Annotated in this window: 16 protein-coding genes; 10 read left to right on the top strand and 6 right to left on the bottom strand. The window is 66.7% G+C overall.

The features are described 5' to 3' along the window. From AC1RGE_RS10910 to qhpG, 5 genes are all read left to right on the top strand, one after another. Positions 1 to 1,026 carry a histone deacetylase family protein gene (locus AC1RGE_RS10910; protein WP_492584220.1) on the top strand — a complete coding sequence of 342 codons (1,026 nt, stop codon included), beginning with the start codon at positions 1 to 3 and terminating at the stop codon, positions 1,024 to 1,026. 456 nt (positions 1,027 to 1,482) lie between these two features. Next, positions 1,483 to 3,387 carry a sigma-54-dependent Fis family transcriptional regulator gene (locus tag AC1RGE_RS10905; protein WP_072445019.1) on the top strand — a complete coding sequence of 635 codons (1,905 nt, stop codon included), beginning with the start codon at positions 1,483 to 1,485 and terminating at the stop codon, positions 3,385 to 3,387. Further along, on the top strand, positions 3,387 to 5,105 hold the full coding sequence (locus AC1RGE_RS10900) for an ABC transporter ATP-binding protein (protein ID WP_492584218.1): 1,719 nt from the start codon (positions 3,387 to 3,389) through the stop codon (positions 5,103 to 5,105). The genes AC1RGE_RS10905 and AC1RGE_RS10900 overlap by 1 nt, the downstream gene beginning before the upstream one ends. Next, entirely contained in the window at positions 5,095 to 5,778 is a 684-nt protein-coding gene (gene qhpE / locus AC1RGE_RS10895; RefSeq protein ID WP_065363155.1) for a subtilisin-like serine protease QhpE, read from the top strand. Before AC1RGE_RS10900 ends, qhpE begins: the two co-directional genes overlap by 11 nt. After that, entirely contained in the window at positions 5,763 to 7,082 is a 1,320-nt protein-coding gene (gene qhpG, locus AC1RGE_RS10890; protein WP_492584216.1) for a flavin-dependent monooxygenase QhpG, read from the top strand. The genes qhpE and qhpG overlap by 16 nt, the downstream gene beginning before the upstream one ends. Before the next feature lie 137 nt (positions 7,083 to 7,219). On the opposite strand, the gene AC1RGE_RS10885 is transcribed toward qhpG, so the two are convergent. From AC1RGE_RS10885 to AC1RGE_RS10875, 3 genes are all read right to left on the bottom strand, one after another. After that, positions 7,220 to 9,139: an amidohydrolase gene (locus AC1RGE_RS10885; protein ID WP_492584214.1), complete on the bottom strand. Its 1,920-nt coding sequence runs from the start codon at positions 9,137 to 9,139 to the stop codon at positions 7,220 to 7,222. Positions 9,140 to 9,325: 186 nt separating this feature from the next. Then, positions 9,326 to 10,816 carry an aldehyde dehydrogenase family protein gene (locus AC1RGE_RS10880; protein ID WP_015636451.1) on the bottom strand — a complete coding sequence of 497 codons (1,491 nt, stop codon included), beginning with the start codon at positions 10,814 to 10,816 and terminating at the stop codon, positions 9,326 to 9,328. Between the two features lie 200 nt (positions 10,817 to 11,016). After that, positions 11,017 to 11,595 (bottom strand): DUF4337 domain-containing protein, encoded by a 579-nt coding sequence (locus AC1RGE_RS10875; protein WP_492584212.1) that lies wholly within the window; start codon positions 11,593 to 11,595, stop codon positions 11,017 to 11,019. A gap of 236 nt (positions 11,596 to 11,831) precedes the next feature. On the opposite strand from AC1RGE_RS10875, the gene AC1RGE_RS10870 reads away from it, so the two are divergent. The 3 genes from AC1RGE_RS10870 to AC1RGE_RS10860 are packed head-to-tail and all read left to right on the top strand — an operon-like array spanning position 11,832 to position 15,998. Beyond that, a complete protein-coding gene (locus AC1RGE_RS10870; protein ID WP_492584210.1) occupies positions 11,832 to 13,310 on the top strand; it encodes an efflux transporter outer membrane subunit in 1,479 nt (492 codons plus the stop codon). Then, complete coding sequence (locus AC1RGE_RS10865; protein WP_065363159.1) at positions 13,307 to 14,416, top strand: HlyD family secretion protein; 1,110 nt, start codon at positions 13,307 to 13,309, stop codon at positions 14,414 to 14,416. Before AC1RGE_RS10870 ends, AC1RGE_RS10865 begins: the two co-directional genes overlap by 4 nt. Then, the gene (locus AC1RGE_RS10860) at positions 14,409 to 15,998 is read left to right on the top strand and encodes a DHA2 family efflux MFS transporter permease subunit (protein WP_011062406.1); all 1,590 of its coding nucleotides are present in this window, start codon (positions 14,409 to 14,411) and stop codon (positions 15,996 to 15,998) included. Before AC1RGE_RS10865 ends, AC1RGE_RS10860 begins: the two co-directional genes overlap by 8 nt. 4 nt (positions 15,999 to 16,002) lie before the next feature. On the opposite strand, the gene AC1RGE_RS10855 is transcribed toward AC1RGE_RS10860, so the two are convergent. Then, positions 16,003 to 16,833, bottom strand: a complete 831-nt coding sequence (locus AC1RGE_RS10855; RefSeq protein WP_011062405.1) for an AraC family transcriptional regulator — start codon at positions 16,831 to 16,833, stop codon at positions 16,003 to 16,005. Between the two features lie 275 nt (positions 16,834 to 17,108). Here AC1RGE_RS10855 and AC1RGE_RS10850 point away from each other — a divergent pair, with 275 nt between their 5' ends. Beyond that, complete coding sequence (locus AC1RGE_RS10850; RefSeq protein ID WP_492584208.1) at positions 17,109 to 18,824, top strand: 2-isopropylmalate synthase; 1,716 nt, start codon at positions 17,109 to 17,111, stop codon at positions 18,822 to 18,824. A 387-nt stretch (positions 18,825 to 19,211) separates the two neighbouring features. Here the strand turns inward: AC1RGE_RS10850 and AC1RGE_RS10845 are convergent, their stop codons facing one another. Both AC1RGE_RS10845 and AC1RGE_RS10840 read right to left on the bottom strand, forming a co-directional pair. Continuing rightward, positions 19,212 to 19,877, bottom strand: coding sequence for an HAD family hydrolase (locus AC1RGE_RS10845; protein ID WP_015636443.1), 666 nt, complete (start codon positions 19,875 to 19,877; stop codon positions 19,212 to 19,214). Between the two features lie 101 nt (positions 19,878 to 19,978). Then, positions 19,979 to 21,634, bottom strand: coding sequence for a WG repeat-containing protein (locus tag AC1RGE_RS10840; protein WP_492584206.1), 1,656 nt, complete (start codon positions 21,632 to 21,634; stop codon positions 19,979 to 19,981). 412 nt (positions 21,635 to 22,046) lie between these two features. On the opposite strand from AC1RGE_RS10840, the gene peaA reads away from it, so the two are divergent. After that, the gene (gene peaA / locus AC1RGE_RS10835) at positions 22,047 to 23,627 is read left to right on the top strand and encodes a quinohemoprotein amine dehydrogenase subunit alpha (RefSeq protein WP_492584204.1); all 1,581 of its coding nucleotides are present in this window, start codon (positions 22,047 to 22,049) and stop codon (positions 23,625 to 23,627) included. The last annotated feature ends 66 nt before the right edge of the window (positions 23,628 to 23,693 follow it).

The raw sequence follows: 23,693 nt of genomic DNA, 5'->3' as shown, positions 1-23,693 counted from the left end.
ATGCGCAGTTTTTTCCACCCCGAACAGTTGCTCCACCATCCACGCAGCTACTACTCGCGCGGCCAGATGCGCATACCCCAGGAGGTGCCGGAGCGCGCCCAGCGCCTGGTGCAGGCCGCACACTCCCTGGGTTTTGCCGTCGAGCAGCCACGGGATGCCGGGATGGCACCGTTGCTGGCGGTACACGGCGCACCGTACTTGGCGTTCCTGCAGGATGCGCACCAGGGCTGGAAGGACATCCCCGAAGACTGGGGCGATGAGGTGATGTCCAACATCTTCGTGCGTGAGCCCAATGCCCTGCGCGGGGTCCTGGCCCAGGCCGCGTGCTACCTGGCCGACGGCAGTTGCCCGGTGGGTGAGTCGACTTGGCGTGCAGCCTACTGGTCGGCGCAAAGTGCCGTCGCCGGGGCCCAGGCGTTGCTCGACGGTGAGCCGGCGGCCTACGCCTTGTGCCGCCCGCCGGGCCACCACGCCCGGTCCGAGGCGGCCGGGGGCTTCTGCTACCTGAACAATGCGGCGATCGCCGCCCAGGTCCTGCGGGACAAATACGCCCGGGTGGCGGTGCTGGACACCGATATGCACCACGGCCAGGGCATCCAGGAAATCTTCTACGAGCGCGCCGATGTGCTGTATGTCTCGGTGCACGGCGACCCGACCAACTTCTACCCGGGGGTGGCCGGGTTCGCCGAAGAGCGTGGCGCCGGGGCGGGGGAGGGCTACAACCTCAACCTGCCGATGGCCCATGGCGCCAGCGAAGGGGATTTCCTCGCCCGTCTGGAACAGGCCCTGGTGGCGGTGAAGGCGTTCGATGCCGAGGTGCTGGTGCTGTCTTTGGGGTTCGATATCTATGAACTCGACCCGCAGAGCAAGGTGGCAGTGACCCGGGACGGCTTCGCCATCCTTGGCCAGCGAATCCGCAGCCTGGGCCTGCCGTGCCTGATCGTCCAGGAAGGCGGCTATCACCTGGAAAGCCTGGAAGACAACGCCCGCGCCTTCTTCGCAGACTCTGGCGTCTGGGCCCTGTAGGCACCACCAGCCCCGCCCGCTCGCAGGAGCCGGCTTGCCCGCGAAAGGGTCCTTACGTCTTGCACCCGACTAAAGGTCCTCGTTCGCTGGCAAGCCAGCTCCTGCACAAACTGGCATGCATTCGTCTTAGGAGGCGGCCTGCCGGCATAGGGGGCTCAAGCCCTGCGCTCGTCTCGGGGCCTTCTTCGCTGGCAGGCCAGGGCCAACGGGAGGGGGCGTGCGGTACTTGCCATTTGCTTTACGTTAACGTCAAGATGCTCGGGCGCCCGTTCCACTGGCGCAGGTTTTGCTTGATCTCCAATGACAGGGTAAGCAATTCAGGGCTGCCCGATGATCCGGGCAAAGCCCCTTTACTGCCCCCTGAACCCGGTGTAGACATTGACCACGGCTTGCGTGCTTCGCGCAATCCAAGGGAGTGGAGCGGGATGCAGCGGGCGGACCGATTCGGAGCGCTTGATGACTCTTATAAAAACAATAAAGGGTGAGCAGCAACACGAAGCCCGGCTGGCCCGGGAACGGCTGCACCTGGAAGGCCAGATCCCCGACGGGGTTCTGCGTGCGGAAATCGATGCCTCATGGCGGCGCAGCCTCAGCCATGGCGTGCACTTTGGCAGCCAGCACCAACTGACCCTGGAGTCCAGCGCCAGCCTCGAAGTGCTGCTGGCCAGCAACCGCCTGTTGCTGGACGCGGCGATCCCGGCCATCGACTACCTGAGCCAGCATCAGGGCAAGGACGGGATGATCATCCTGGCCAATGCCGACGCCACCATCCTGGCCATCGAAGGCCGCGCCGACCGTCTCAAGGACAGCGGCGTGCAGGACATCACCCTTGGCGCCTGCTGGAGCGAAGCCACCCGCGGCACCAACGCCCTGGGCACGGCCCTGGTGGAGGCCCGGCCGACCCTGATCGACTGCGGCGAGCACTACCTGGACCGTCTCAGCCATTTTTCCTGCACCTCGGTGCCCATCCAGTGCCCCCAGGGCGAGATTCTGGGCGTGCTCGACCTGACCCGCGAAGGCCCCCTGGGCCGGGCCCAGGACAGCACCGCGCTGCTGGCCATGGCGGTCAGCCAGATCGAAGCCCGGGTGTTCCATGCCACCTACCCGGAGCAGATCGTCCTGGCCTTCCACAGCCGCCGGCAATACCTCGAATCACCGTGGCAGGGACTGCTGGCCCTGAGCCTGGGCGGGCAGATCCTCGCGGTCAGCGGCCAGGCCTGCCAGTTGCTCAACACCCCGCGCGCAGCCCTGGTGGGCCGGCGCTGCGAAGAGTTCCTCGGGGTCGATGGCCTGCAACTGCTCGCACGCCTGCAACAGGGCGCCGTGGGCAGCCTGCAAACCGCCAAGGGCGAGCTGTTCTACAAGGCCCTGCGGGCGCCGCAGCCAGCGCTCAACCTGCACCGCGCGCAACGCAGCGCTCCGAAAGCCGCAGCCATGCCCCAGGACCTGGAAGCCCTGGCCGGGGGCAACAGCCGCTACGCCCGCACCTTGCGCATGGCCCGTCAGGGCCTGGCCAATGACCTGCCGGTGTTGCTACTGGGCGAAACCGGCACCGGCAAGGAAGTCCTGGCCCGGGCCCTGCACCGCGCCGGCAGCCGCGCCGAGAAACCCTTTGTCGCGGTCAACTGCGCGGCGATTCCCGAAGGCCTGATCGAGTCGGAACTGTTCGGCTATCGCGAAGGCGCCTTCACCGGCTCGCGTCGTGGCGGCATGATCGGGCGCCTGCAACAGGCCCACGGCGGCACCCTGTTCCTCGATGAGATCGGCGACATGCCCCTGGCCCTGCAAGCCCGCCTGCTGCGCGTGCTGCAGGACCGCAAGGTGGCGCCCCTGGGGGCCGGCGAAGAACAGGACATCGACATCGCCCTGATCTGCGCCACCCACCGCGACCTCAAGCAGCAGGTGCAGGACAAGGCTTTTCGCGAAGACCTGTTCTACCGGGTCAACGGCATCAGCGTGCTGTTGCCGGCCCTGCGCGAACGCGAAGACCTGCAGCCCCTGGTGGACAGCTTGCTGGCCAAGCTCGGTGGCGCACAGGTGAGCCTCAGCGATGAGCTGCGTCGGCTGCTGGCGGACTACCACTGGCCGGGCAATATCCGCCAGCTGGAGATGGTCCTGCGCACAGCCCTGGCCCTGCGCGAAGACGGTGAGTGCCACATCGGCCTGGAGCACCTGCCCGACAGCATGCTCGACGACCTCAATGCCAGTGCCCGACCGCAGACCGGGAGCATCCGCGAGAATGAGCTGGAGCTGATCCGCAGTGCTCTGGACAACCACCAGGGCAATGTCTCGGCGGCAGCGGACGCCCTGGGCATCAGCCGCGCGACCCTGTACCGCAAGCTCAAACAGTTGCGTGCCTGATGCGGCGCCTGATCACCCGGCTGGTGGACAGCCGCGACCCCCAGGCCCTGAGTGCCGCCCTGGGCTGGCTCTACAGTTTCGTGCGGCCCCATCGGCTGGCCATCGGCGGCCTGCTGGGGCTGTCGGTGTGCGCTTCCCTGCTGGTGCTGGTGCAGCCCTGGCTGACCAAGCTGCTGATCGACGACGGCCTGCTGGCCCGGGACTTCCCGCGGCTGGTGCTGATCGCCGCGCTGATGATCGGCGCCGGGCTGCTGGGCACCGTGCTCTCCGGGGTCAACCGCTACCTGCACACGCGCTTGTCCGGGCGCATCCTGTTCGCCCTGCGCGACGACCTCTATCGGCATCTGCAGCGCCTGTCGCCGAGCTTCTACGGCCAGCGGCGGATCGGCGACCTGATGTCGCGCCTGGATGGCGATGTGGCGGAGATCCAGCGCTTTGCCGTGGATTCATTGTTCTCCGCCGTGTCCAGCGTGATCGGTCTTGTCGTCGCCCTGGCCATGCTCCTGACCCTGTCCTGGCAACTGTCGCTGCTGGCCCTGGTGCTGATCCCCCTGGACGTGCTCTGGCTGCGCTGGATGCGGCGCAAGGTGGAGCGCGATGTGCGCCAGTTGCGCGAGCGTTCGGCGGACATGTCCTCGTTCATGGTGGAAACCCTGCCGGTGATGAAGTTCATCCAGAGCGCCGGCCAGCAGCAGCGCGAGGCCCGGCGCCTGGATGGCCTTGGCCAGGGCTACCTGCAACAGCTGCTGAAACTGCAAGTCACCGAGTTCTTCACCCAGGCGGTGCCCGGTACCCTGACCTCGTTGTCCCGGGCCTGCGCCTTCCTGATCGGCGGCTACTGGGTGGTGCAGGGCACCTGGCAACTGGGGGCGCTGATTGCCTTTTCCACCTACCTGGGCATGGCGGTGGGCCCGGTGCAGAGCCTGTTGGGCCTGTATGTGGCAATCCAGCGCATGACCGTGAGCCTCGGCCGGGTCATGGAACTGCGCGGTGAGGAACCGGGCATCAGCAACCCCGAGGCGCCGCTGCCGGTGCCGGAGCAGGGCGAGCTGCATTTTCACGCAGTGCACTTTTGCCACCCGGGCCGTGGGATGACCCTGCAGGGCATCGAGGCGCGTATTCCCTACGGTCGCAAAGTGGCCCTCAGCGGCACCTCGGGCGCAGGCAAAAGCACGCTCATCGACCTGTTGCAGCGCCATCACGACCCGCAGTCCGGGCAGGTGCTGCTGGGCGGCGTCGACCTGCGCCAGCTGGACCTGGCGCAGTTGCGCCGGCGGGTGGCGGTGGTCAGCCAGGATATCGTGCTGTTTCGCGGCAGCCTGGCGGACAACCTGGCGTACAGCGTGCCCGATGCCAGCCGCGAAGCCGTGGCCGAGGTGGCGCGGCTGGCGCAGTTGCAAGGGCTGATCGAGTCCCTGCCCGAAGGCCTGGACAGCCCCCTGGGGGAGCGCGGCCAGCAATTGTCCGGCGGCCAGAAACAACGCATCGCCATCGCCCGCGCATTGCTCCAGGACCCGATGATCCTGGTGCTGGACGAAGCCACTTCGGCGGTGGACGAGGCCACCGAGCGCGAGGTGATCGAGGCCATCGACGACCTGTTCGCCGGGCGCACGCGGATCCTCATCAGCCACCGACCCTCGACCCTGGCTGATGCCGAACTGCGCTTCGAATTGCGCGATGGCGTACTGCATGCGCTGGAGGTGGCCCATGAAGCCTGAGCTGCGCGTCGGCGTGATCGACAGCGGCCATGCCGCCCATCAGCGGGTGGCGGGCGGACGACGCTTCTTCCTGCAGCCCGAAGGGATAGGCCAGGGCCCCTTGCAGGAAGACGCCCTGGGCCATGGCAGCGCGATCATCGAGGCCATCGGCCAGCGCGCGCCGACGGCGCAGGTTTATGTGGCCCAGGTGTTCGACCGGCGCGCAGTCACCAGCGCCGCGCAAGTCAGCGCCGCGCTGCACTGGTTGCTTGCGCAGGACGTGCGCCTGATCAACCTGAGCCTGGGCCTGCGCCAGGATCGCGACCTGCTGCGCCAGGCCTGTGCCGCGGCCGAGGCCCGCGGGGTGCTGTTGTGCGCATCCAGCCCGGCCCAGGGCGAGGCGGTGTTTCCGGCCAGTTACCCCGGGGTGCTGCGCGTCACCGGCGATGCGCGATGCAGCGCGCAGCAATGGTCATGGCTGAACACCGCCCAGGCTGATTTCGCCGCCTGCGTGCGCGGCAGCAGCCCGGGGCAGTCCGGCGCCAGCCTGGGGTGCGCGGCCCTGAGCGGGCATATCGCGGCCTACCTGGGTGCCCACCCGCAAGCCGACAAGGCCCAGGTCCGGCAGTGGCTGCAGGACAACGCCCACTACCAGGGGCCGGAACGCCGGCAACAGCCATGCACACCATCCTGATCCTCGGCGCGGGGCCGGCCGGGGCCGCAGTGGCCCTGGGGCTGCGCCGCCTCGGCTACCCGGTGACCCTGGTCAGCGACTGGCGACGCTTTCCGGCCCTGGAAGGGGTCTCGCTGCGGGTGCTTGAAGCCTTGCGCGGTGCCGGCCTGGAACAGGCGCTGGCCCAGGCCCTGCAACCGTCCCAGCGGCAGGTGGCATGGAACGGTGCAGAACATGCGCAGAATATCGAATACCTGCTGGATCGCCCGGCCTTCGACCGCGGCCTGCGGGAGGCCTTGCGCGAAGCGCAGGTCAAGCTGATCGAGGGCCGGGTGCTGGGGGTGCAGTCCAGTGAGGCCGGGCATCGGGTCCAGGTGCAAGGGCGGGGCGAGGTATACGGCGAATTCCTGGTGGAGGCCCGTGGCCGACAGGCTCCGGTGCTGGACAAAGCCTTGCGCCAGGGGGCCGGCAAGGGCCTGCGCGGCCCGGAAACCGTCAGCCTGCTCAACCGCTGGCAGGGCCCTGGCGGCAGCGCCGCCAGCGCGGTGCACAGCTTGGAGGACGGCTGGGCCTGGATGGCCCGGCGCGAGGACGGCCAGTGCTACTGGCAACTGACCCTGGATGTGGACAGCGCCAGCCTGCCGGGCAAGGCGCAGTTGCTGGAGTACTGTCGCCAGCGCCGCCTGGGCTCGGCCATGGCCCGGGAATTCTTTGCCGGTGGCCAGGAGCAGCAATTGCACCTGCATGCCCGCAGCAGCACGGCGATCCTCAACCCCCAGGCCTGTGGCGCGAACTGGCTGCGGGTCGGCGATGCGGCCATGGCCGTGGATCCATTGTCCGGCAACGGCATTTTCCAATCCCTGTCCTCGGCGTTGCAGGCCCCGGCGGTGATCAACACCTTGCTGCAGCAGCCGCAACGTGCAGCGCTGGCGCAGCGTTTTCACGGGCAGCGGGTGGAACAGTTGTTCCTGCGTTTTGCGCGCATCGGCCGGGACTTCTACGCCGACGAGCAGCGCTGGCCCGGGCAGCCGTTCTGGCAGGCCCGCCGGCAGTGGCCGGATTGCCAGCCGGCGCACAGTGTCGTGGATTTTTCGGCCTTGCGCATCGAGCGCGCCCCGGTGCTGCGCGACGGCCTGGTGGATGAAGCCGAAGTGGTGATCACCCCGGACCAGCCCCTGGGCATCTGGCATGTACAGGGCGTGGAACTGGCGCCGCTGTTGCGCCGTTTGCGCAGCCAGGGGGCGGCCCAGGCCCTGGCGCAACTGAGCCCGGACCAGAATCGGCTGATACGCAGCTGGTTGCTGGCCCAAGGCTACCGCCCCTGAACGGGGATCGTAGGAGCGAGCTTGCTCGCGAACCGCGCAGCGGCCATCCACCGGAGTGAACCCGCGGTCCTTTTCTCCGGCAAGCCGGCTCCTACAGGGGGCACCGGGAGCTGGCGCAGCCCCCGGGCTTGCACTGGTCAGCTACGGGGGTTGAGGTACACCCGCTGGCCGCCTTTCCAGGTTTCGCAGACCTTGATGTCGCGAATCCGGGTGGCCGGGAACTTCTCGTCCAGTGGGTCCTGCTCAAGGATCACGAAGTCGGCGAAGTTCTGGTCCTGCAGGGAGCCGGTCCAGGCCTCGGCATGGCACTGCCAGGCAGCGTCGTAGGTGATGGCTTTCAGCGCCTGCTTGCGGGTCAGGCACTGGCCCTCATTGAGGATGGGTTGCAGGCGCGGGTCATGGACGAACTGGTTGTCATGATTGCGGATGCCTTCCATCTTGCGGGTCACCGCCTGCTCCATCGAACGCAGGGGCCCCAGTGGGGTCACGGAATAGTCGCTGTGCAGGGAAATCCGCAGCTCGTGGTCCAGGGCCGATTTGCAGAGGTCGAGCATGTTGTGTGCCTTCTTTTCGAAAATGGCTTTATCGAAGGCGTAGCCCCAGTAGCCGACATGGCCGATCAAAAAGCTCGGTGACAGGCCCAGGCGCTGCATGGTTTCCAGGGTGCTTTTGCTCAGCAGCGAGCAATGTTCGATGCGATGGCGCTTGTCCAGGCCGCTCTGGCCCTGCAGGGCCAGGTCATAGGCCTGCAGAGTGAATTCGATGGCCTGGTCGCCGTTGGCATGGATCATCAGCGGCCAGCCTTTTTTCACCGCCGCGTGGATAAATTCCTGGTATTTGACCGGGAGTGTTTTCGGGGTGTCCTCGCCCTTGTCGCACAGATTGAAGTTGCCCACCGGGCGGTCTGTCTCGCAGCAGTAGGGCGCGACCTGATAGCCGGTCAACCCCTGGTTGGACCCGTCCGAGATCACCTTGATCGAGCCCTGATACATGTGCCTGGCCTCTTCCCGCGTGGCCGGCCGATAGGCCGGCAGCAGCTTGAGGGCTTCGAGCGAGTTGTTGCAGGCGGCGGCGTAGCCGATCCGCAGCGTTCTGGGGTGGGACAGGAAGTAGGCGTTCAATACCAGCTTCGACAAGGGGTCCATCATCGCGTCGTACAGCAGGGTGATCCCGCGGCTGGCCGCGGTGGCGAAGAAGGTGTCCAGGCGCTCGAAGATCTTCAGCATTGCAAGCTTCTGCCTGGCGGGAATCGACAGGATCCCGGCCACTATCTGGGTTTCCTGCAGCACGCCGTTCTCGACCATGACCCCAGTTCTTTCATGCACCAGATCCCGAGCCGCCGTGTTCATGTAGGCGGTGTGCATGGAGGCGCTGATCAGCAGCATCGGCCGCTTGGCCTCGATGGTGTCCAGGTAGCCCTCTTCGGGCGTGTCGCCACATTGCAGGGTCATGAGTTGGTTCAGGCCGCCCGGCACCACCTTGAACGGCATCAGCGCCGGATCGACCAGGTGCCCGAGGACCCAGCTCGTGCTGTCGTCGGGGAGGTTGTTCTGGATGGTTTCCTTCAGCCAGCCCCAGGTATAGAGCGGCCGCAGGCGCTGGCTGTTTTTCTCTGGCGCCTGCTGGCTATCGCCGTCGTCGGGCTCGATGGCGCCCAGGTTCAGCCAGCCATCCATGGCGCAGCTCTGCACGATGTGGGCGTGGGGCTCGACCAGGCCGGGCAGCAGGGTCTTGCCGTGCAGCGACTGCTTCTTGTAGTCGATGCCCAGGGCCTGCATGCGGGCTTCGACGGCGGCCAGGGTGCCCGCGGCGACCACGTCGCCGGCATGGATGCCCAGGGCTTCGACCCGCTCATCCATGTTGCCGTCGCGCAAGGGGTAGATGATGCCGTCATGAAACACCAGGGACTCGCCGTTCGCGTCCCTGGCCGGGCCCTGTGCTGCGTTGGGGTGGCTGGCGATATAGCTGGCGGGGTCGAGGGTGTCTTTCAAGGCTTCCCAGACGGGGTTGTGGCAGCCGCACTGGATGTAATCGTGATCATTTCCATTTGATCCCATGATGCTTTCCTCGGGTTTTCGGTGGTGATGAGGCGTTGTGGGGGGATGAGCCCAGGCTCTTCAAACGAGGTGGCCAGCCGGCTCGGGCTGAGCGTAGCAGTGCTTTGCACGGCGAACAGGGCGGTCGTCGGGGGGGGCGCCGGACCACCTCCGGCGCCCCGGGTGGGGCGGTTGGCGCGGGGCGGATCAGAGCTTGATCAGCACTGATTTCAACTCGGTGTAGTGCTCGATGGCCGCGTGGCCCATTTCCCGGCCAAGCCCGGACATCTTGTAGCCGCCAAACGGCAGTGCCGGGTCCAGGGCACTGTGGCAGTTGACCCACACCGAACCGGACTTGATCCGCGGAATCATCCGGTGCACCGCCGCCAGGTCGTTGGACCAGATGCTCGCGCCCAGGCCGTAGGGGCTGTCGTTGGCCATGCGCAGGGCGTCGGCCTCATCGTCGAAAGGAATGGCCACCAGCACCGGGCCGAAGATCTCTTCCTGCACCAGCGAATGCTTCTGGTCCACATCCACTATCACCGTCGGCTTGACGAAATACCCCGGGCCGAACTGTTCGCCGCCGCAGGCGATGGTGGCGCCGCTTTCGCGGCCCATCTCGATGTAGCGATAGACCCGCTCCTGCTGGCGCGCGGAAATCAGCGGGCCCATCTCGACGCTGGCGTCCAGGCCATTGCCCAGCTTCATGGCATTGGCGATGCCGGCGATGTCGGCTACCACCTTGTCGAAATGCTTGCGCTGCACATACAGCCGGGAACCGGCGCAGCACACCTGGCCCTGGTTGAAGAAGATCGCGCTGGCAGCCCCGGCCGCGGCGCTGGCCAGATCGGCGTCGGCCATGACGATGGTTGGCGACTTGCCCCCCAGTTCCAGGGTCACCCGGGTCATGGAGTCCATGGCGATCTTGCCGATTTCCTTGCCCACGGCGGTGGAGCCGGTGAAGGTCAGCTTGTCCACCAGGGGGTTGCGGGTCAGGGCGCTGCCGGCGGTGATGCCGGTGCCGGTGACTACGTTGAACACGCCGTCGGGGTAGCCGGCTTCCTGCACCAGTTCGGCCAGTTTCAGGGCGCTGAGCGGAGTTTCATCGGCGGGCTTGAGCACCAGGGTGCAACCGGTGGCCAGGGCCGGGCCGAGTTTCCAGCAGGCCAGCAGCAGCGGGAAGTTCCAGGCGACGATGGCGCCGACCACGCCCACGGCTTCGCGGCGGATAAAACTGTGGAACTGATCGTCAGGCATCAGGGGCAGCGAGACCTCGACGCTTGAACCCTCGATCTTGGTCGCCCAGCCGGCCATGTAGCGCAAGAAATCGATGGACAGTTGCACGTCCATGGCCTGGGCCACGGCGGCGCTCTTGCCATTGTTCAGGCATTCCAGCTGGGCCAGCAGTTCGGCGTCGCGCTGCATCAGGTCGGCGAGTTTCCACAGCAGATTCTGCCGCTCCCGGGGGCGGGTGCGGGTCCAGGGCGAATCGTCGAAGGCCTGGCGTGCGGCGAGCACTGCGCGATCGACATCGTCCACCGTGGCCCGGGGCACCAGGCACAGCTGTTCGCCGGTGGCGGGGTTGCGCAGGGGCATGGTCTGGCCGTCGCCGGCCTCGGTCCAGTGAGCACCGATCAGCATGCGCGGGGCGCGCTGGATAAAGGCCGTGGTAGCGGCGAGCAGTGGGGCAATAGCCATGGCGAAGCCTCTTGTTGTAGGTGAGGCCGGGGCTTTCGCAATGGCTGTGCCAGTTCCACCCAGGCGCCGCGGCCCCGCTATGGCGGGGCCTGGGGCGCAGCACCGGGGCTTGCGCGGCGGCAGTTTTTCGCAAACTGCGACAGCCCGGTGAGATTCAAGAGACGCATCGGCTGGCAGGTTCCGGGGGCCGGCAGGGGGCTCTAGATGTGCAGCCAGGCCAGGGTGCCCAGCAACACGCTGCCGCCGGCCGCGCCGTAGGCGAGCTTCTTCAGCCATTCCTTGCGGGTCAGCAGGGTGATGGCTGCCATGGAGATGGCGATCTGAATCGCCATCATCGCCTGGGCCCAGCGATGGTGCTGGTGCAGCGCGGCTTCCGACTGTTCGTCCCAGTCCCGGGCCTCGGCTTCCAGGGCCTCGGCCTTGAGGCGCACCGCTTCCTTTTCCTTCTGGTAGCGCTGGGCTTCGATGCCGTAGTGCGGGGCATCGACTCCGGGAATGTGGGTTGCCAGCTCCGCCAGGTTCTGCCGGCTGGACTTGGCCTGGTAGTAGCTCCACTGGTTGGCGGCTTCGGTCTTTTTCATCGCGGCATTGTTCTTGTCCATCGCCGCCAGGCTTTCCGAGGAGCCGGCCTGATAGCTCAGGAGCGCTCCCAGGGTGGCCATGATCGCCGTCATCACCGCGATCTTGCTGGCGAAGCGGTCACTGCGCGCGTGGGCTTGTTCACTCACGTGTTCCAGGTGCTTTTCGTGGGGGCTGGGCACATCGAAGTCTTCGGTCATGGCGATCCGATCGGCTGGGTAGGGGGTGTTTCAAATTGTATCCATGGCCACTGGCGCCAGCAGGGCCAGTGTGAGTTCGTTCAGCTGGCCGACAGCCTGGAGCTGTGGGCCCAGGCCGGAAGGGCCGCGCTTGGGATCAAGGTTGACCATTTCGCGATAATCGAAAAGAAGTTCTCGTTAGACGGTCGCCAGCTGGCCTTTCTAAAGTAGGCGCTTCGAATCCGTGAGTACTTCCCATGCCCATTTACCCGAGGCCTGCATGGGCCCTGTGCGCCCTATTGGCCGGTTGCACCCTGGGGCCGGAACGGCCGCCCGGCAGCACTGTGCCCCTGCCCGTGAGCCACCTGGACGCAACGGCCGAGCAGGGGCTCGACCAGTGGTGGCAGCTCTACCGTGACCCTGGGCTCAATGCCGCGGTACAGGAAGCCCTGAGCCAGAACCGCGACTTGCGAATGGCTGCGGCCAACCTGCTTCAGGCCCGGGCGCTGCTGCGCGAAACCGATACCCTGCGCCAGCCTTCCACCCAGGTGACGGCCCGCGCCGGCTACGGCAGTACCGCCGACGACCAGTTGGAAGCCGCCTTGCAGGACAGCCAGCACATCCGCACCGGCAGCCGCTATGGGGTCGGCCTGGATGTGCAGTGGGAGGCCGACCTGTTCGGCCGCCTGCACGGCCTGGCCGATGCCGCCCGGGCCGATGCCGAGGCGGCCCGGGCCGCCGAAGATGGCCTGCGGGTGGTGGTGGCCGCGGAAACCACCCGTGCCTGGTTGCAGGCCTGCAGCTATGGCCAGCGCCTGCAGGTGGCGGGCGAGTCCCTGGCGCTGGTGGAGCAGGGCCGTACCCTGAGCGCCCGGTTGTATCAGGCCGGCGCCGCGGTGACCCTGGATGTGGTGCGCGCCGAAGGCCTGGTGGGTCAAGTGCAGGCCAGCCTGCCGCCGTTGCAGGCCGGGCGGCAGCGGGCCCTGGCCGAACTGGCCGTCTTGCTGGGGCGCCCCCCGGGTGATGCACCGGCGGCGGCCAAGGCTTGTCGCCAGGCCCCGCGCCTGGGTTCGCCCATGCCCCAGAGCGATGCCCTGGCCATGCTGCGTCGGCGTCCCGACGTGAGCCAGGCCGAGCGACGGCTGGCGGCGGCCACGGCGCGCATCGGCGTGGCTCGGGCCGATCTCTATCCAAGGGTCAGCCTGGGGGCCGGGGTCTTCACGTCGGCGCACCACCCCGCGGGTTTCGATGACCGCGACGCGTCGGTCTGGCAACTGGGGCCGCTGTTGTCCTGGAGCTTGCCCAACCTCAATGCCGCCCGCGCCCGCATCGCCCAGGCCAGCGCCGGAGAAAGCGCGGCACTGGCGGATTTCGACCGCAGCATCCTGGCGGCCCTGAAGGAGCAGCAACAGGCCCTGAGCGACTACCAGGCCGCGTTGCAGTGCCAGCAAGCCCTGCACCTGGCAGCCGAACGTGACCACCAGGCCTTGCGCCTGGCCGGGCTAGCCAGGGCCGCCGGTGCCTCCACGGCCCTGGATTACCTCGATGCCCAGCGCACCGATGTACGTACCCGGGCCGCGGCAGCGCAGGCCGATGCCGCCGTCATCGATACCCAGGTGCTGGTGTTCAAGGCCCTGGGCGGCGGCTGGCGCAGCGCGCCGCCGATTGTCCTGCCGCAGCCGAGCCGGGCTGCGGCCAACCCTTTCCCGCGAACCCCCAACGAGCCTTTGCAATGACCCAGACCCCTGTTCCCGCTTCCCCGGCGCAAGCCGTCACCCGCCGTCGCTTACTCGGTTATGCCGGGCTGGCGCTGGTGTTGCTGCTGGTTCTCGCCTGGGGCCTGCGCTGGTGGTTCAACGGGCGTTTCCTGGTGGAGACCGACGATGCCTACCTGCGCTCGGACATCGTCACCATCGCGCCCCGGGTCGCCGGCTACCTGGTGGCGGTCGAGGTCCGGGACAACCAGCCGCTCAAGGCTGGCGACCTGCTGGCGCGGATCGACGACAGCGACTACCGGGCTCGGGTCGAACAGGCGGAAGCGGCGCTGCGCGAGGCCCAGGCCGAACAGCGTGCCGGGCAGGCGCGGCTGGCCAATCTGGCCGCCCGCCAGCAACAGCAGCAGAGCCTGATCGCCGAAGCCCAGGCCCGGGTCGGCGCCGCCGAGGCCGAGGCACAACGGGCCGGCCAGGAAGGGCGGCGGCAGCAACACCTGGCCAGCCAGCAAGTCAGCAGCGTGCAGCAACTGGAAAACGCCGCCGCCCTGGCCCGTCAGGCCGATGCCGCCCTGGGCGCGGCCCGCGCCAGCCTGGCCGCGCGGCGCCAACAGGTACAGGTGCTCGATACCGAACAGCAAAGCGCCCGGGCGCAACTGGACAAGCTCGAAGCGGGCGTGGCCCGGGTCACGGCCCAGCGGCAACTGGCCCGCATCGATCTGGCTCGCACCTTGATCCGCAGCCCGGTGGACGGTATCGCCGGCCAGCGGCGCCTGCGCCTGGGGCAGTACGTCGAAGTCGGTGCGCCGCTGTTGGCGGTGGTGCCTGAGGACGCCTATGTGGTGGCCAACTACAAGGAAACCCAGGTCGACGGCATGCGGCCCGGGCAAGCGGCGCGGGTCGAGGTCGACGCCCTGGGTGGCCATGTACTGGAGGGACGGGTGGAGAGTTTCGCCCCGGCTTCCGGCGCCGAATTCGCCCTGCTGCCGGCGGACAACGCCACCGGCAACTTCACCAAGATCGTGCAGCGCATGCCGGTGCGCATCCGCCTCGATCCGGGGCAGCCGCGACAGGCGCAGCTGCGCCCCGGGATGTCGGTGGTGGTGACCGTGGACACCCGTCATGACTAGTGCCCAGGCCGTATCGGAAGGCACCGGCGAGGCCGCCGCACAGGCAATCTCCCTGCGCACCTGGGTGGCGGTGCTGGGCAGCGTGGTGGGCTGCTTCATGGCCGGGATGAACGTGCACGTGACCAACGCTTCCCTGCCGGACGTGCGTGGTTCCCTGGGGGCGACTTTCGAGGAGGGGTCGTGGATCACCACCGCCTACCTGGTGGCGGAGATCATCATCATTCCCATGACCGGCTGGCTGGTTTCGGTGTTTTCCATGCGCCGGGTGCTGATGGTCGGCACCGCCGGTTTCGTGCTGTTTTCGATCGCCTGTTCCCTGGCGCCGAACATCCACAGCCTGATCTTCGCCCGGGTGCTGCAAGGGGCCTTTGGCGGGGTGCTGATTCCCCTGTCGTTCCAGCTGATTGTCACCGAGCTGCCGGCGGCCCGGCATCCCATGGGCATGGCCCTGTTCGCCGTGGCCAACAATGTCGCCCAGGCCGCGGGACCGTCCCTGGGCGGCTGGCTCACCGATGCCTATTCGTGGCGCTGGATCTTCTACCTGCAAGTGCCGCCGGGGCTGTTGCTGCTGGCGGCCATCGGCTGGTCGGTGCGGCCCCAGCCCATGGTCCTGGCAAAGTTGCGCCAGGGTGACTGGGGCGGCATCGCCAGCATGGCCGTGGGCCTCTCGGCGTTGCAGATCATGCTGGAGGAGGGTGGCCGTTACGACTGGTTCGCCTCAAGCTTCATCAGCCATTGCGCGATCCTGGCCACGGTCGGCCTGCTGGCCTTCGTGGCCATCGAACTGCGTCGCGAGCAGCCGTTGATCAACCTGCGCCTCTTGGGGCGCTACAACTTCGGCATTGCCAGCCTGATGCAATTCACCTTCGGTGCGGTGGTGTTCGGCGTGGTGTTCCTGGTGCCCAACTACTTTGCCCAGATCCACGGCTACAACGCCCGGCAGATCGGCCTGATGATGATTCCCTACGGCCTGATCCAGTTCGTCATGTCGTTCGCCACCCCGCGGCTGATGCGCTGGACCAGCGCCCGCACCATCATCATTGCCGGGTTCGCCATCACTGGCATCGGCTGCCTGATGAACATCCACCTCAACCCCGATGCCTCGGTGAACGTCATCGTGCCCTCGCTGGTGGTGCGTGGTATCGGCCAGTCGCTGGTGGTGGTGGCGCTGGGGGTGATGGCGATCCAGGGGCTGGAAAAGGACCAGGTGGGCTCGGCCTCCGGACTGTTCTCCATGGTGCGTAACGTCGGCGGGGCCATCGGTATCGCGCTGTCCAGCCAGATCGTGGTGGAGCGCGAGAAACTCCACGCCCAGCGCATTGGCGAATCCGTCAGCCTGTTCGCCCAGGCCACCCAGGAGCGCCTGGTGGAACTGGTGCGCCTGCTGGCCCAGGCACCGGTGGAGTACGCAACGGCCCTGCATTCGGCGGCGCTGGCGCCCCTGCGCCAGCAAGCCCTGGGCATGGTGGACAAGGTGCTGCACCGCGACGCCCTGCTGCTGGCCTACAGCGATGCCTTCTTGCTGGCGGGGCTGGCCATGCTGTTGTGCGTGGTGGCCGGTGTGCTGCTGCGCCGGGCCTGAGCCCTCAGCGGTAGAACTCCGAAGGCGGCGTGCCGAACTGGCGCTTGAAGGCGGCGGCGAAGGCGCTCTGGCTGTCGTAGCCGTGCTGCAGCGCCACTTGCACCACCGGCATGCCCTCGGCCAGGCACTCCAGGGACATCAGCAACCGCGCTTGCTGGCGCCAACGGCCAAAGGTGATGCCGGTGTGGCGCTGGAACTGGCGATGGAAGGTCTTGGCGCTCATGGCCAGGCAGTCGCCCCATTGTTCGGCGGTGCGGTTGTCCGAAGGATCGTCCGCCAGCGCCTGGCACACCCGCAGCATGCGCGGCTCATGGGGCCAGGGCAGGCTGAACGGCAGCACCGGCAGCGAGCGCATCTCATCGAGGATCAGGCGCATCAGGCGGCCGTCGCGGCTGTCTGGCGAATAGTGCGTGCCGACCTGGGCGGCGGCCAGGATCAGCTCGCGCAGCAACGGCGAGACCTCGATCACGCAGTCATGCTCGGGCAGGCCGGCAATGGCATCGACATTGATGAACAGGCTGCGCATGCGCACCGCGCCGCGCATGCGTACCCGGTGCTCGACGCCGGCCTGCAACCACACCCCGCGGCTGGGCGGCACCACCCAGCGGCCGGACTCGGTGTCGATCACCAGCACGCCCTCGATGGCATAGGCCAGCTGCGAGCGTGGATGGCTGTGGGCAGGTATTTCATGGCCGTTGGGGTAATCCACGGCGATGCTGGTAACCGGCATGGACAGGCAGTCGATGGACGAGACAACAAGCAGATCGGACATGCAGCGCAGCGCCTCCGTCCTGGAAGGGATCATGGGGCGCTTATCATAGGTGAAAATGTCCATTTTGCGATAATCAAAGGGTGTTTAGCGCATTACATTCAGAAGATCGCTACCTAGACTACAGATCACTCCTTGCCCGCCGACGGTTGCAACCGCCCATGAACCCCCTGTTCCTGACCCTGCTACTAGCGCTACCCCTGCCTTACGGCCGGGGTCTGCCGGTGCTGCCAGGAACCTGGCACCCGGGCTGATCTCCCCCAGACTCCGGCCTCGAAGCGCTTTCCATGATGAAAGCAGGGGAGATCCATCGCGTTCTCCATTGTGCTTTCGAGGTCAGTATGCTCGCCCATCCCCATACCAAATACCGCCCCTTTACCCCCGTGGACCTGGACTCGCGCCAGTGGCCGTCACGTACCATCACCCAGGCTCCGATCTGGCTGTCCACCGACCTGCGCGATGGCAACCAGGCGCTGTTCGAGCCGATGAACCGCGAGCGCAAGCTGCGCCTGTTCGAGGAACTGGTGCGCCTGGGCTTCAAGGAAATCGAAGTGGGATTCCCCGCCGCCTCGCGCACCGATTTCGAGGTGGTCCGCGAGCTTGTGGAACAGCAGCGGATTCCCGCCGACGTCACGCCCATGGTGATGACCCAACTGCGCGAGGACCTGATCCGCGAAACCGTACGCAGTGTGCAGGGTGCGCGCCGGGTCATCGTCCACCTGTACAACGCCATCGCCCCGGTCTGGCGGCGCGTGGTCTTCGGGCTTTCGGTGGATGAGGTCGAGGCCCTGGTAGAGCGCCATGTCAGGCTGTTGCGCGAGTTGACCGACCAGCACCCGGAAACCGAATGGGTGTTGCAGTATTCCCCCGAAACCTTCTGCATGGCGGAGCTCGAGGTGTCCCTGCGCATGTGCAACACCGCGATCCGTACCTGGGACGCCGGCCCGGGGCGCCCGATCATCATCAACCTGCCGACCACCGTCGAGGTGGCCACCGCCAACGTCTTTGCCGACCAGATCGAATGGATGCACAAGCGCCTGGAGCGCCGCGACCAGGTCACGCTGTCAGTGCACCCCCACAACGACCGGGGCACCGGCGTGGCCTGTGCCGAACAGGCGTTGCTGGCGGGCGCCCAGCGGGTGGAGGGCTGCCTGTTCGGCAATGGCGAGCGCAGTGGCAACCTGGATCTGGTGACCCTGGCCCTGAATCTCTATACCCAGGGCATCAGCCCCGGGCTGGATTTCTCCGATATCGCAGCGGTGGCCCGGGTTGCCGAGGAATGCACGGCGCTACCGATCCATCCGCGCCATCCCTATGTCGGCGACCTGGTGTTCACCGCCTTTTCCGGCTCGCACCAGGACGCCATCGCCAAGGGCTTTGCCGCCCAGGCGGCTGACGGTTTCTGGGAGGTGCCCTACCTGCCCATCGATCCGCAGGACCTGGGGCGGACCTACGACAGCATCGTGCGGGTCAACAGCCAGTCCGGCAAAGGCGGGATCGCTTTCCTGCTGCAGCGTGACCACGGCATCGTCATGCCCCGGCGCATGCAGATCGAGTTCAGCGCCATTGTGCAGAAGCTGGCTGATGCCAGTGACGCCGAGTTGAGCAGCGACGCTTTATGGGAGGTGTTCCAGCGCACCTATCTGGCGTGCGCAGAGGGCACGGCCGGCCTGCGGTATCTCGCTCATCGGTTGTTCGATGCCCCCGAGGGGCAGGGGATCGAGCTGCGGGTCGCCACCCCCGGGAACCAGGAGGCGTGCTTGCATGGCGTGGGCAACGGACCTGTCGCGGCGGCCCTGGCCGCCCTGGGCTTGCCGCTGCGCATCGACAGTTTTGAAGAGCGCAACCTGGGGGCGGGGGCCGATGCGCAGGCGCTGGCAATTGTCGAAGTGGTGTGGCCGGGCGTTGCCGGGTCACGTTTTGGCGCCGGCTGTCACGCCAATATCGTCACCGCGTCGGTGCAGGCCGTGATCAATGCCGCGGCGCGGTTTTATCCCGAGCAGGCGCCGGCATTCGTCCCCACCCAGGCATCGCTTGCGGAGCGGGCGGCTCGCTGAGTGACCCGCACCAGCAGTCGGCGCCCCAGGGGCCGGCCGCTGGAGCCCGGGCAAAAAAAAGCCCGCTGTAGCGCGGGCCAAATGGGATTCGTTAAGGAGTGATTGGCAATATAGGGGCGGCGAGGTGAAAGCACCGTGAAAAAAAAGTCGTGCAGGGATAAACCTCCAGCATCTTTGCCCAAGTCGTAGGGTGTTTTCGGATATGTCCGATATTACTGCCCCTGGAGCCCGCGTATATTCCCTCCTGCTCGCCCAGCCAAAGGGGGTACTTCGGTCTGGATGCCACTGCCGAAGTGATGGGCGAGCACCTTTTTCCCTCCTGCCGTTTCTTTCTGCCTGGCTGTTTCCTTCCCGCTTGGCCTGGCCAATATCCTCATCCCATTCCCTTCAGGGCAGATCGAGCCGGCGCCGGATCTCGGCCCACAGTTGCGGGTCGTCGAAGTCGTTGATCACGCGGTGGGCGCCGGCATCCAGCAGGGTTTGCGGGCGCTGGCTGGTGGCCAGGCCGAACGTGCAGATCCCGGCTTTTACCGCGGCTGTCAGCCCGGGTACCGAGTCTTCGAAGGCCAGGGCCTGGTCGGCGGTGGCCTGCAGGCATTCCAGGCCGCTCAAGTAGGGCAGGGGATCGGGCTTGGCCCGAGGCAACTCCTCGGCCACCAGCACCGTCTGGAAGCGCTGCCGCAGGCCCAGCACCTCGAGCATGTGCTCGGCATTGGCCCGGGGCGCGTTGGTGACCACGCACACGCCGATGCCGTGCTCCTGGGCAAAATCCAGCAGGCGCAGCAGGCCGGGCATGGGCATCAGTTGCGGGGAGAGTTGGCGAAAGCGCACTTCCTTGCGCTCGGCAAAGGCTTCATGTTCCGCCACGCTGCGCTCGGGGAACAGGTAGCGGCACATGTTGGCATTGGCCTGGCCGCTGACATGGGCTTCGAATTCTTCCTGGGTGAAGGTCCGGCCATCCTCTTCCAGCAGCAGTTGCTGCAGGGCCAGCAGGTGCAGGGCGTCGGTGTCGGTCAGGGTGCCATCAAGGTCGAAGAGCAGAGCATTGAGCATGGGACAGTTCCTGTCGGGCCCCATCCGGGCCGGTTGGCTGAATCGATCAAGCCCGCATCCTAGCAGGCTTGATCCCAACCGTGACCGGTTCGCTCGGGGCCTCAGCCCTGTGCGTTGTCGCCTTCGCCCTGGTCTTCCACTTCGTCAGGCTGCGGGCAGTAGTCCTGGGGGGTGGCCGGCCACAGCACCTGGTCATGGCCGTCGTGCACCTGTTCGGCGCCGCAATCGACCTGGCTGACCTGGAAGCTCGGAGTGCCGTCCAGGCGATACAGGGCCTTGAGGCTGCGGGACTGATCGTCGCCCATGCCTTCCACGGCATAGCCGAAGATGGCGCCGCGGGTTTCGTCCACCACCAGTTCCTGCCACTTGCCGGGGATCAGCCGCTTGCCCTTGAGGTCGTACAGCGCCGAGGTGGCCAGGGCCGAGGTGTCGTCGGTGGCCAGCAGGTAGTGGCCGCTGTTGTCCAGGCGGATGTCGACGTACTGGCCCGGCTCCAGCAGCACCTTGCCGCTGGCGTCCATCAGGCCCACGGTACGCACCTGGGTGGCCTGGCCGAACAGGGTGGCCTGCTTGGTCGGGCTGTTGGCGGTGCTGAAGACGAACAGGTCGGCATTGATCGCGCCGATCTGGGCGTAGGTGGGCTTGAACAGCTCGACGCCCTTGTCCACATCGAAGATACCGAAGGTGGCGCTGAACACGTTCTGCAGCACCGCGACCTGGTTCAGCCCCGGTACCTGCCGGAACATTCCCAGGGGGCTGAAGCCGGCCGGGTCCGCCGAGTCGTAGACCGGCTGCACCTTCCATTGGCCCTGGCGGTCGATCAGCCCGGCCTTGCCGGAGCTGCCGTCGGCGTTCTTGGCGGTGACCAGCGCGCCCTGCTTGCCGAATACCTGGCAGGTGCCGAACTGGGCCTGGATCACGGTCTTGCCCTGGAAATCCATGTAGCCGCAGGGGCTGTCGTATTTTTCCCGGAAGGCCACCAGGCCGTCACCCGGTTCGCCCATCCAGTTGTAGGTGGCGGCGCTGATCAACTGGGCCTGGGCATCGGCCAGGGCCTTGCCCTGTTCGGTGCTGACCACCAGATGCTGGTTGGCAAAGTAGTCGATGCTGTCGAAGTCGATCTTCTTCTGCTCGCCGGTCTTGAGGTTCAGCGCCCACTTGTCGTTGCCGCGTTCGGCGATCATCCACCAGCCGCGCTTGGCGAAGTCATCGCGGACCATGCTGCTGTCATACAGGGCTTCGGTCACCACCTCGCCCTTGGCACTGAGAATGCCGCGCTTGCCGCCGATCTCGTAGACGATGAAGTCGTCGTTGCCGCCCACGTACAGATCGTCGAAGCGCGGTGGCTGAATCTGTTTGCCGCTCTGGTCGATGATGCCCAGCTTGCCGTCCTGGCCGAAGCCGAAGTAGCCCGGGGTCAGCAGCCGCAGGTCATCGGTGAAGGCGGCCTTGAGGGTCTGCTTGCCATCGGCGCTGCTGAGGTTCCAGGTACCGTCCTTGGCGAACAGGAAGGTCTTGTCCAGGGGCAGGGAGACCACGGCGTCGTAGTCGTTGTCGGCGCTGACCAGCACCTTGCCGTCCTGGTCCAGAACCGCGCATTCGCCATTGGCGCAGATCGGCATGACCATGGCCGCCGGCGCGGGGGCCGCAGCGACGGCTGCAGTCTTGGGACTGGTTTCTTCCTTGCATCCGACCAGGATCAGGGCAGACAACGAGAGGATCAGCGAGCCGAGACGGGCACAGGCGCTTCTATCCATGAACTTCAGGTTCCTTGTAAGAGGGGAGGTGCGGCACACCCCATGGGACGGGGCAGGCAAAGCGGGGGTGATTCTGCGGCGCCGCCGGATAAATGCAAGATCCAATTGCAAAGAAAACCAGCGGTACAGCCTCGTCGCCGGCCTTGAGAGCTGTTCTGGCGCTGGCTAATCGCTGTCTCAGACTGAGACGTTTGTCTCGAAATTGAACGTCGGGTAACACCCGCAAGCCCGCCAGGGACCGGCGTCTTCGCCCAAGTCGTTGATTCCGGGTTCTTTTATAAGCTGGCACGCTCCGTGTATTGCATATCAGCAGACGTTTCTCTTGCCTCCATGACCGGGCGTGCCGGGCATGGCAGAAACCATAAAAACGACTCGCTAAAAATAAGAAAGCACCGTGGGAGGTTTGACGTTGATGAAGAGAAGACTGCGCCTGAGGCTCAGTGCCAGCCTGCTGGCCATTGCCACCTGTACCGCCTTGCATGCCCCTTCGAGTTTTGCCGCTCGGGATGCGCAGAGCATCCTCAAGGAAACCTGCCAGGGTTGCCACACCCCCGAGGCCGGGGAAGCCCTGAGCCGCATCAGCCACCAGCGCAAGACCCCGGAAGGCTGGCTGATGAGCATTGCCCGCATGCAGACCATGCACGGGCTGCAAATCAGCGATGACGACCGCCGCACCCTGGTCAAGTACCTGGCCGATACCCAGGGCCTGGCGCCCAGCGAGACCGACGGCGTGCGCTACGCCCTGGAGCGACGGCTGAACACTGTCGAGCATTTCGACGAACAGACCACCCAGATGTGCGCCCGCTGCCACTCCGGCGCGCGGATCGCCCTGCAACGCCGGCCGGCCCAGGAATGGGAGCGGCTGGTGAATTTCCACCTTGGGCAATGGCCATCCCTGGAGTACCAGGCGCTGTCCCGGGACCGGGAATGGCTGCCCACCGCCCTCAAGGAAATGGTGCCGCTGCTGGCCAAGCGTTATCCCCTCGACAATCCCGCCTGGACAGCCTGGCAACAGGCCCGCCCGCAAGCGGCGGCGCTGGCGGGGGACTGGAGCTTCAGCGGCCACCTGCCGGGCAAGGGTGAACTGGCCGGGGTGATGAGCGTCAGCGCCGGGGAAGGCGATCAGTTCAAGCTCAGCGTCAAGGGCCAGTACGCCGATGGCAGCCCGTTCAATGGCGAGGGCAGCGCGATCCTCTACAACGGCTATGAATGGCGCGGCAATGTCACCGTGGATGGCGTGGTCATGCGCCAGGTGCTGGCGGCACAGGGCAATGCACTGCAAGGGCGGATGTTCGAGGCCGAGCACGACGAGCGCGGCCTGGACTTCATCGCCGCCCGGCAAGGCAGCCAGCGGTTGCTGGCGGTGCAGCCGGGTTACCTGAAGGCCGGTGAGGGGGCCGAGGTGACCCTGGTGGGCGCGGGCCTTGCGGGCACTCCGAGCTTCGGCAAAGGGGTGGAGGTCGTGCAGGTGCTGGAGCAGAGCCCCGAACGCATCCGCGTCAGGCTCAAGGCGGCGGTCAGCGCCCAGCCGGGGCTGCGGGAAGTCAGCGTCGGCAGCCTCAAGGGCGCGACGCTGGCGGTGTACCAGCGCATCGCCGAGGTCAAGGTGGTGCCGGCATTTGCCGTGGCGCGGATCGGTGACGGCGGCGGTTCGACGCCCAAGGTCCAGGGCCGCTTCGATGCCGAAGCCTGGGGCAAGGGGGCCGACGGCAAGGCCTACCGCATCGGCGTGATGCCGGCGCAGTGGAAGGTCGAGGCCTTCGACGCCCAGGCGGCCAAGGATGAAGACGTCAAGTACGCCGGCAGCATGCAGGCTGACAGTGGCGTGTTCACCCCAGGGGATGCCGGGCCCAACCCGCTGCGCAAGATGTCCACCAACAACGCCGGCAACCTCAAGGTGATCGCTGCGGTGGAGGAGGGGGGCAAGGCCCTGACCGGTGAAGGCCAGCTGATCGTCACCGTGCAACGCTGGAACAATCCACCCATTCCCTGAGGGGCGTCGAGCGATACCGACAGACACTTTCAGGCAATGACCGCAGGCCCCGAACGCGGGGCAGGC

This window comes from Pseudomonas sp. GW823-FHT02C05 (assembly GCF_058797595.1).
This window is presented reverse-complemented; position numbering and strand designations above follow the sequence as displayed.

Bases quoted from the DNA above. Each gene is read 5' to 3' on its own strand.
- AC1RGE_RS10880 (WP_015636451.1), bottom strand. From the start codon at position 10,816: ATGGCTATTGCCCCACTGCTCGCCGCTACCACGGCCTTTATCCAGCGC.
- qhpG (WP_492584216.1), top strand. From the start codon at position 5,763: ATGCACACCATCCTGATCCTCGGCGCGGGGCCGGCCGGGGCCGCAGTG.
- AC1RGE_RS10910 (WP_492584220.1), top strand. From the start codon at position 1: ATGCGCAGTTTTTTCCACCCCGAACAGTTGCTCCACCATCCACGCAGC.
- AC1RGE_RS10905 (WP_072445019.1), top strand. From the start codon at position 1,483: ATGACTCTTATAAAAACAATAAAGGGTGAGCAGCAACACGAAGCCCGG.
- AC1RGE_RS10855 (WP_011062405.1), bottom strand. From the start codon at position 16,833: ATGGACATTTTCACCTATGATAAGCGCCCCATGATCCCTTCCAGGACG.
- AC1RGE_RS10865 (WP_065363159.1), top strand. From the start codon at position 13,307: ATGACCCAGACCCCTGTTCCCGCTTCCCCGGCGCAAGCCGTCACCCGC.
- AC1RGE_RS10870 (WP_492584210.1), top strand. From the start codon at position 11,832: ATGCCCATTTACCCGAGGCCTGCATGGGCCCTGTGCGCCCTATTGGCC.
- AC1RGE_RS10900 (WP_492584218.1), top strand. From the start codon at position 3,387: ATGCGGCGCCTGATCACCCGGCTGGTGGACAGCCGCGACCCCCAGGCC.
- AC1RGE_RS10840 (WP_492584206.1), bottom strand. From the start codon at position 21,634: ATGGATAGAAGCGCCTGTGCCCGTCTCGGCTCGCTGATCCTCTCGTTG.
- peaA (WP_492584204.1), top strand. From the start codon at position 22,047: ATGAAGAGAAGACTGCGCCTGAGGCTCAGTGCCAGCCTGCTGGCCATT.
- AC1RGE_RS10860 (WP_011062406.1), top strand. From the start codon at position 14,409: ATGACTAGTGCCCAGGCCGTATCGGAAGGCACCGGCGAGGCCGCCGCA.
- AC1RGE_RS10885 (WP_492584214.1), bottom strand. From the start codon at position 9,139: ATGGGATCAAATGGAAATGATCACGATTACATCCAGTGCGGCTGCCAC.
- AC1RGE_RS10850 (WP_492584208.1), top strand. From the start codon at position 17,109: ATGCTCGCCCATCCCCATACCAAATACCGCCCCTTTACCCCCGTGGAC.
- AC1RGE_RS10875 (WP_492584212.1), bottom strand. From the start codon at position 11,595: ATGACCGAAGACTTCGATGTGCCCAGCCCCCACGAAAAGCACCTGGAA.
- qhpE (WP_065363155.1), top strand. From the start codon at position 5,095: ATGAAGCCTGAGCTGCGCGTCGGCGTGATCGACAGCGGCCATGCCGCC.
- AC1RGE_RS10845 (WP_015636443.1), bottom strand. From the start codon at position 19,877: ATGCTCAATGCTCTGCTCTTCGACCTTGATGGCACCCTGACCGACACC.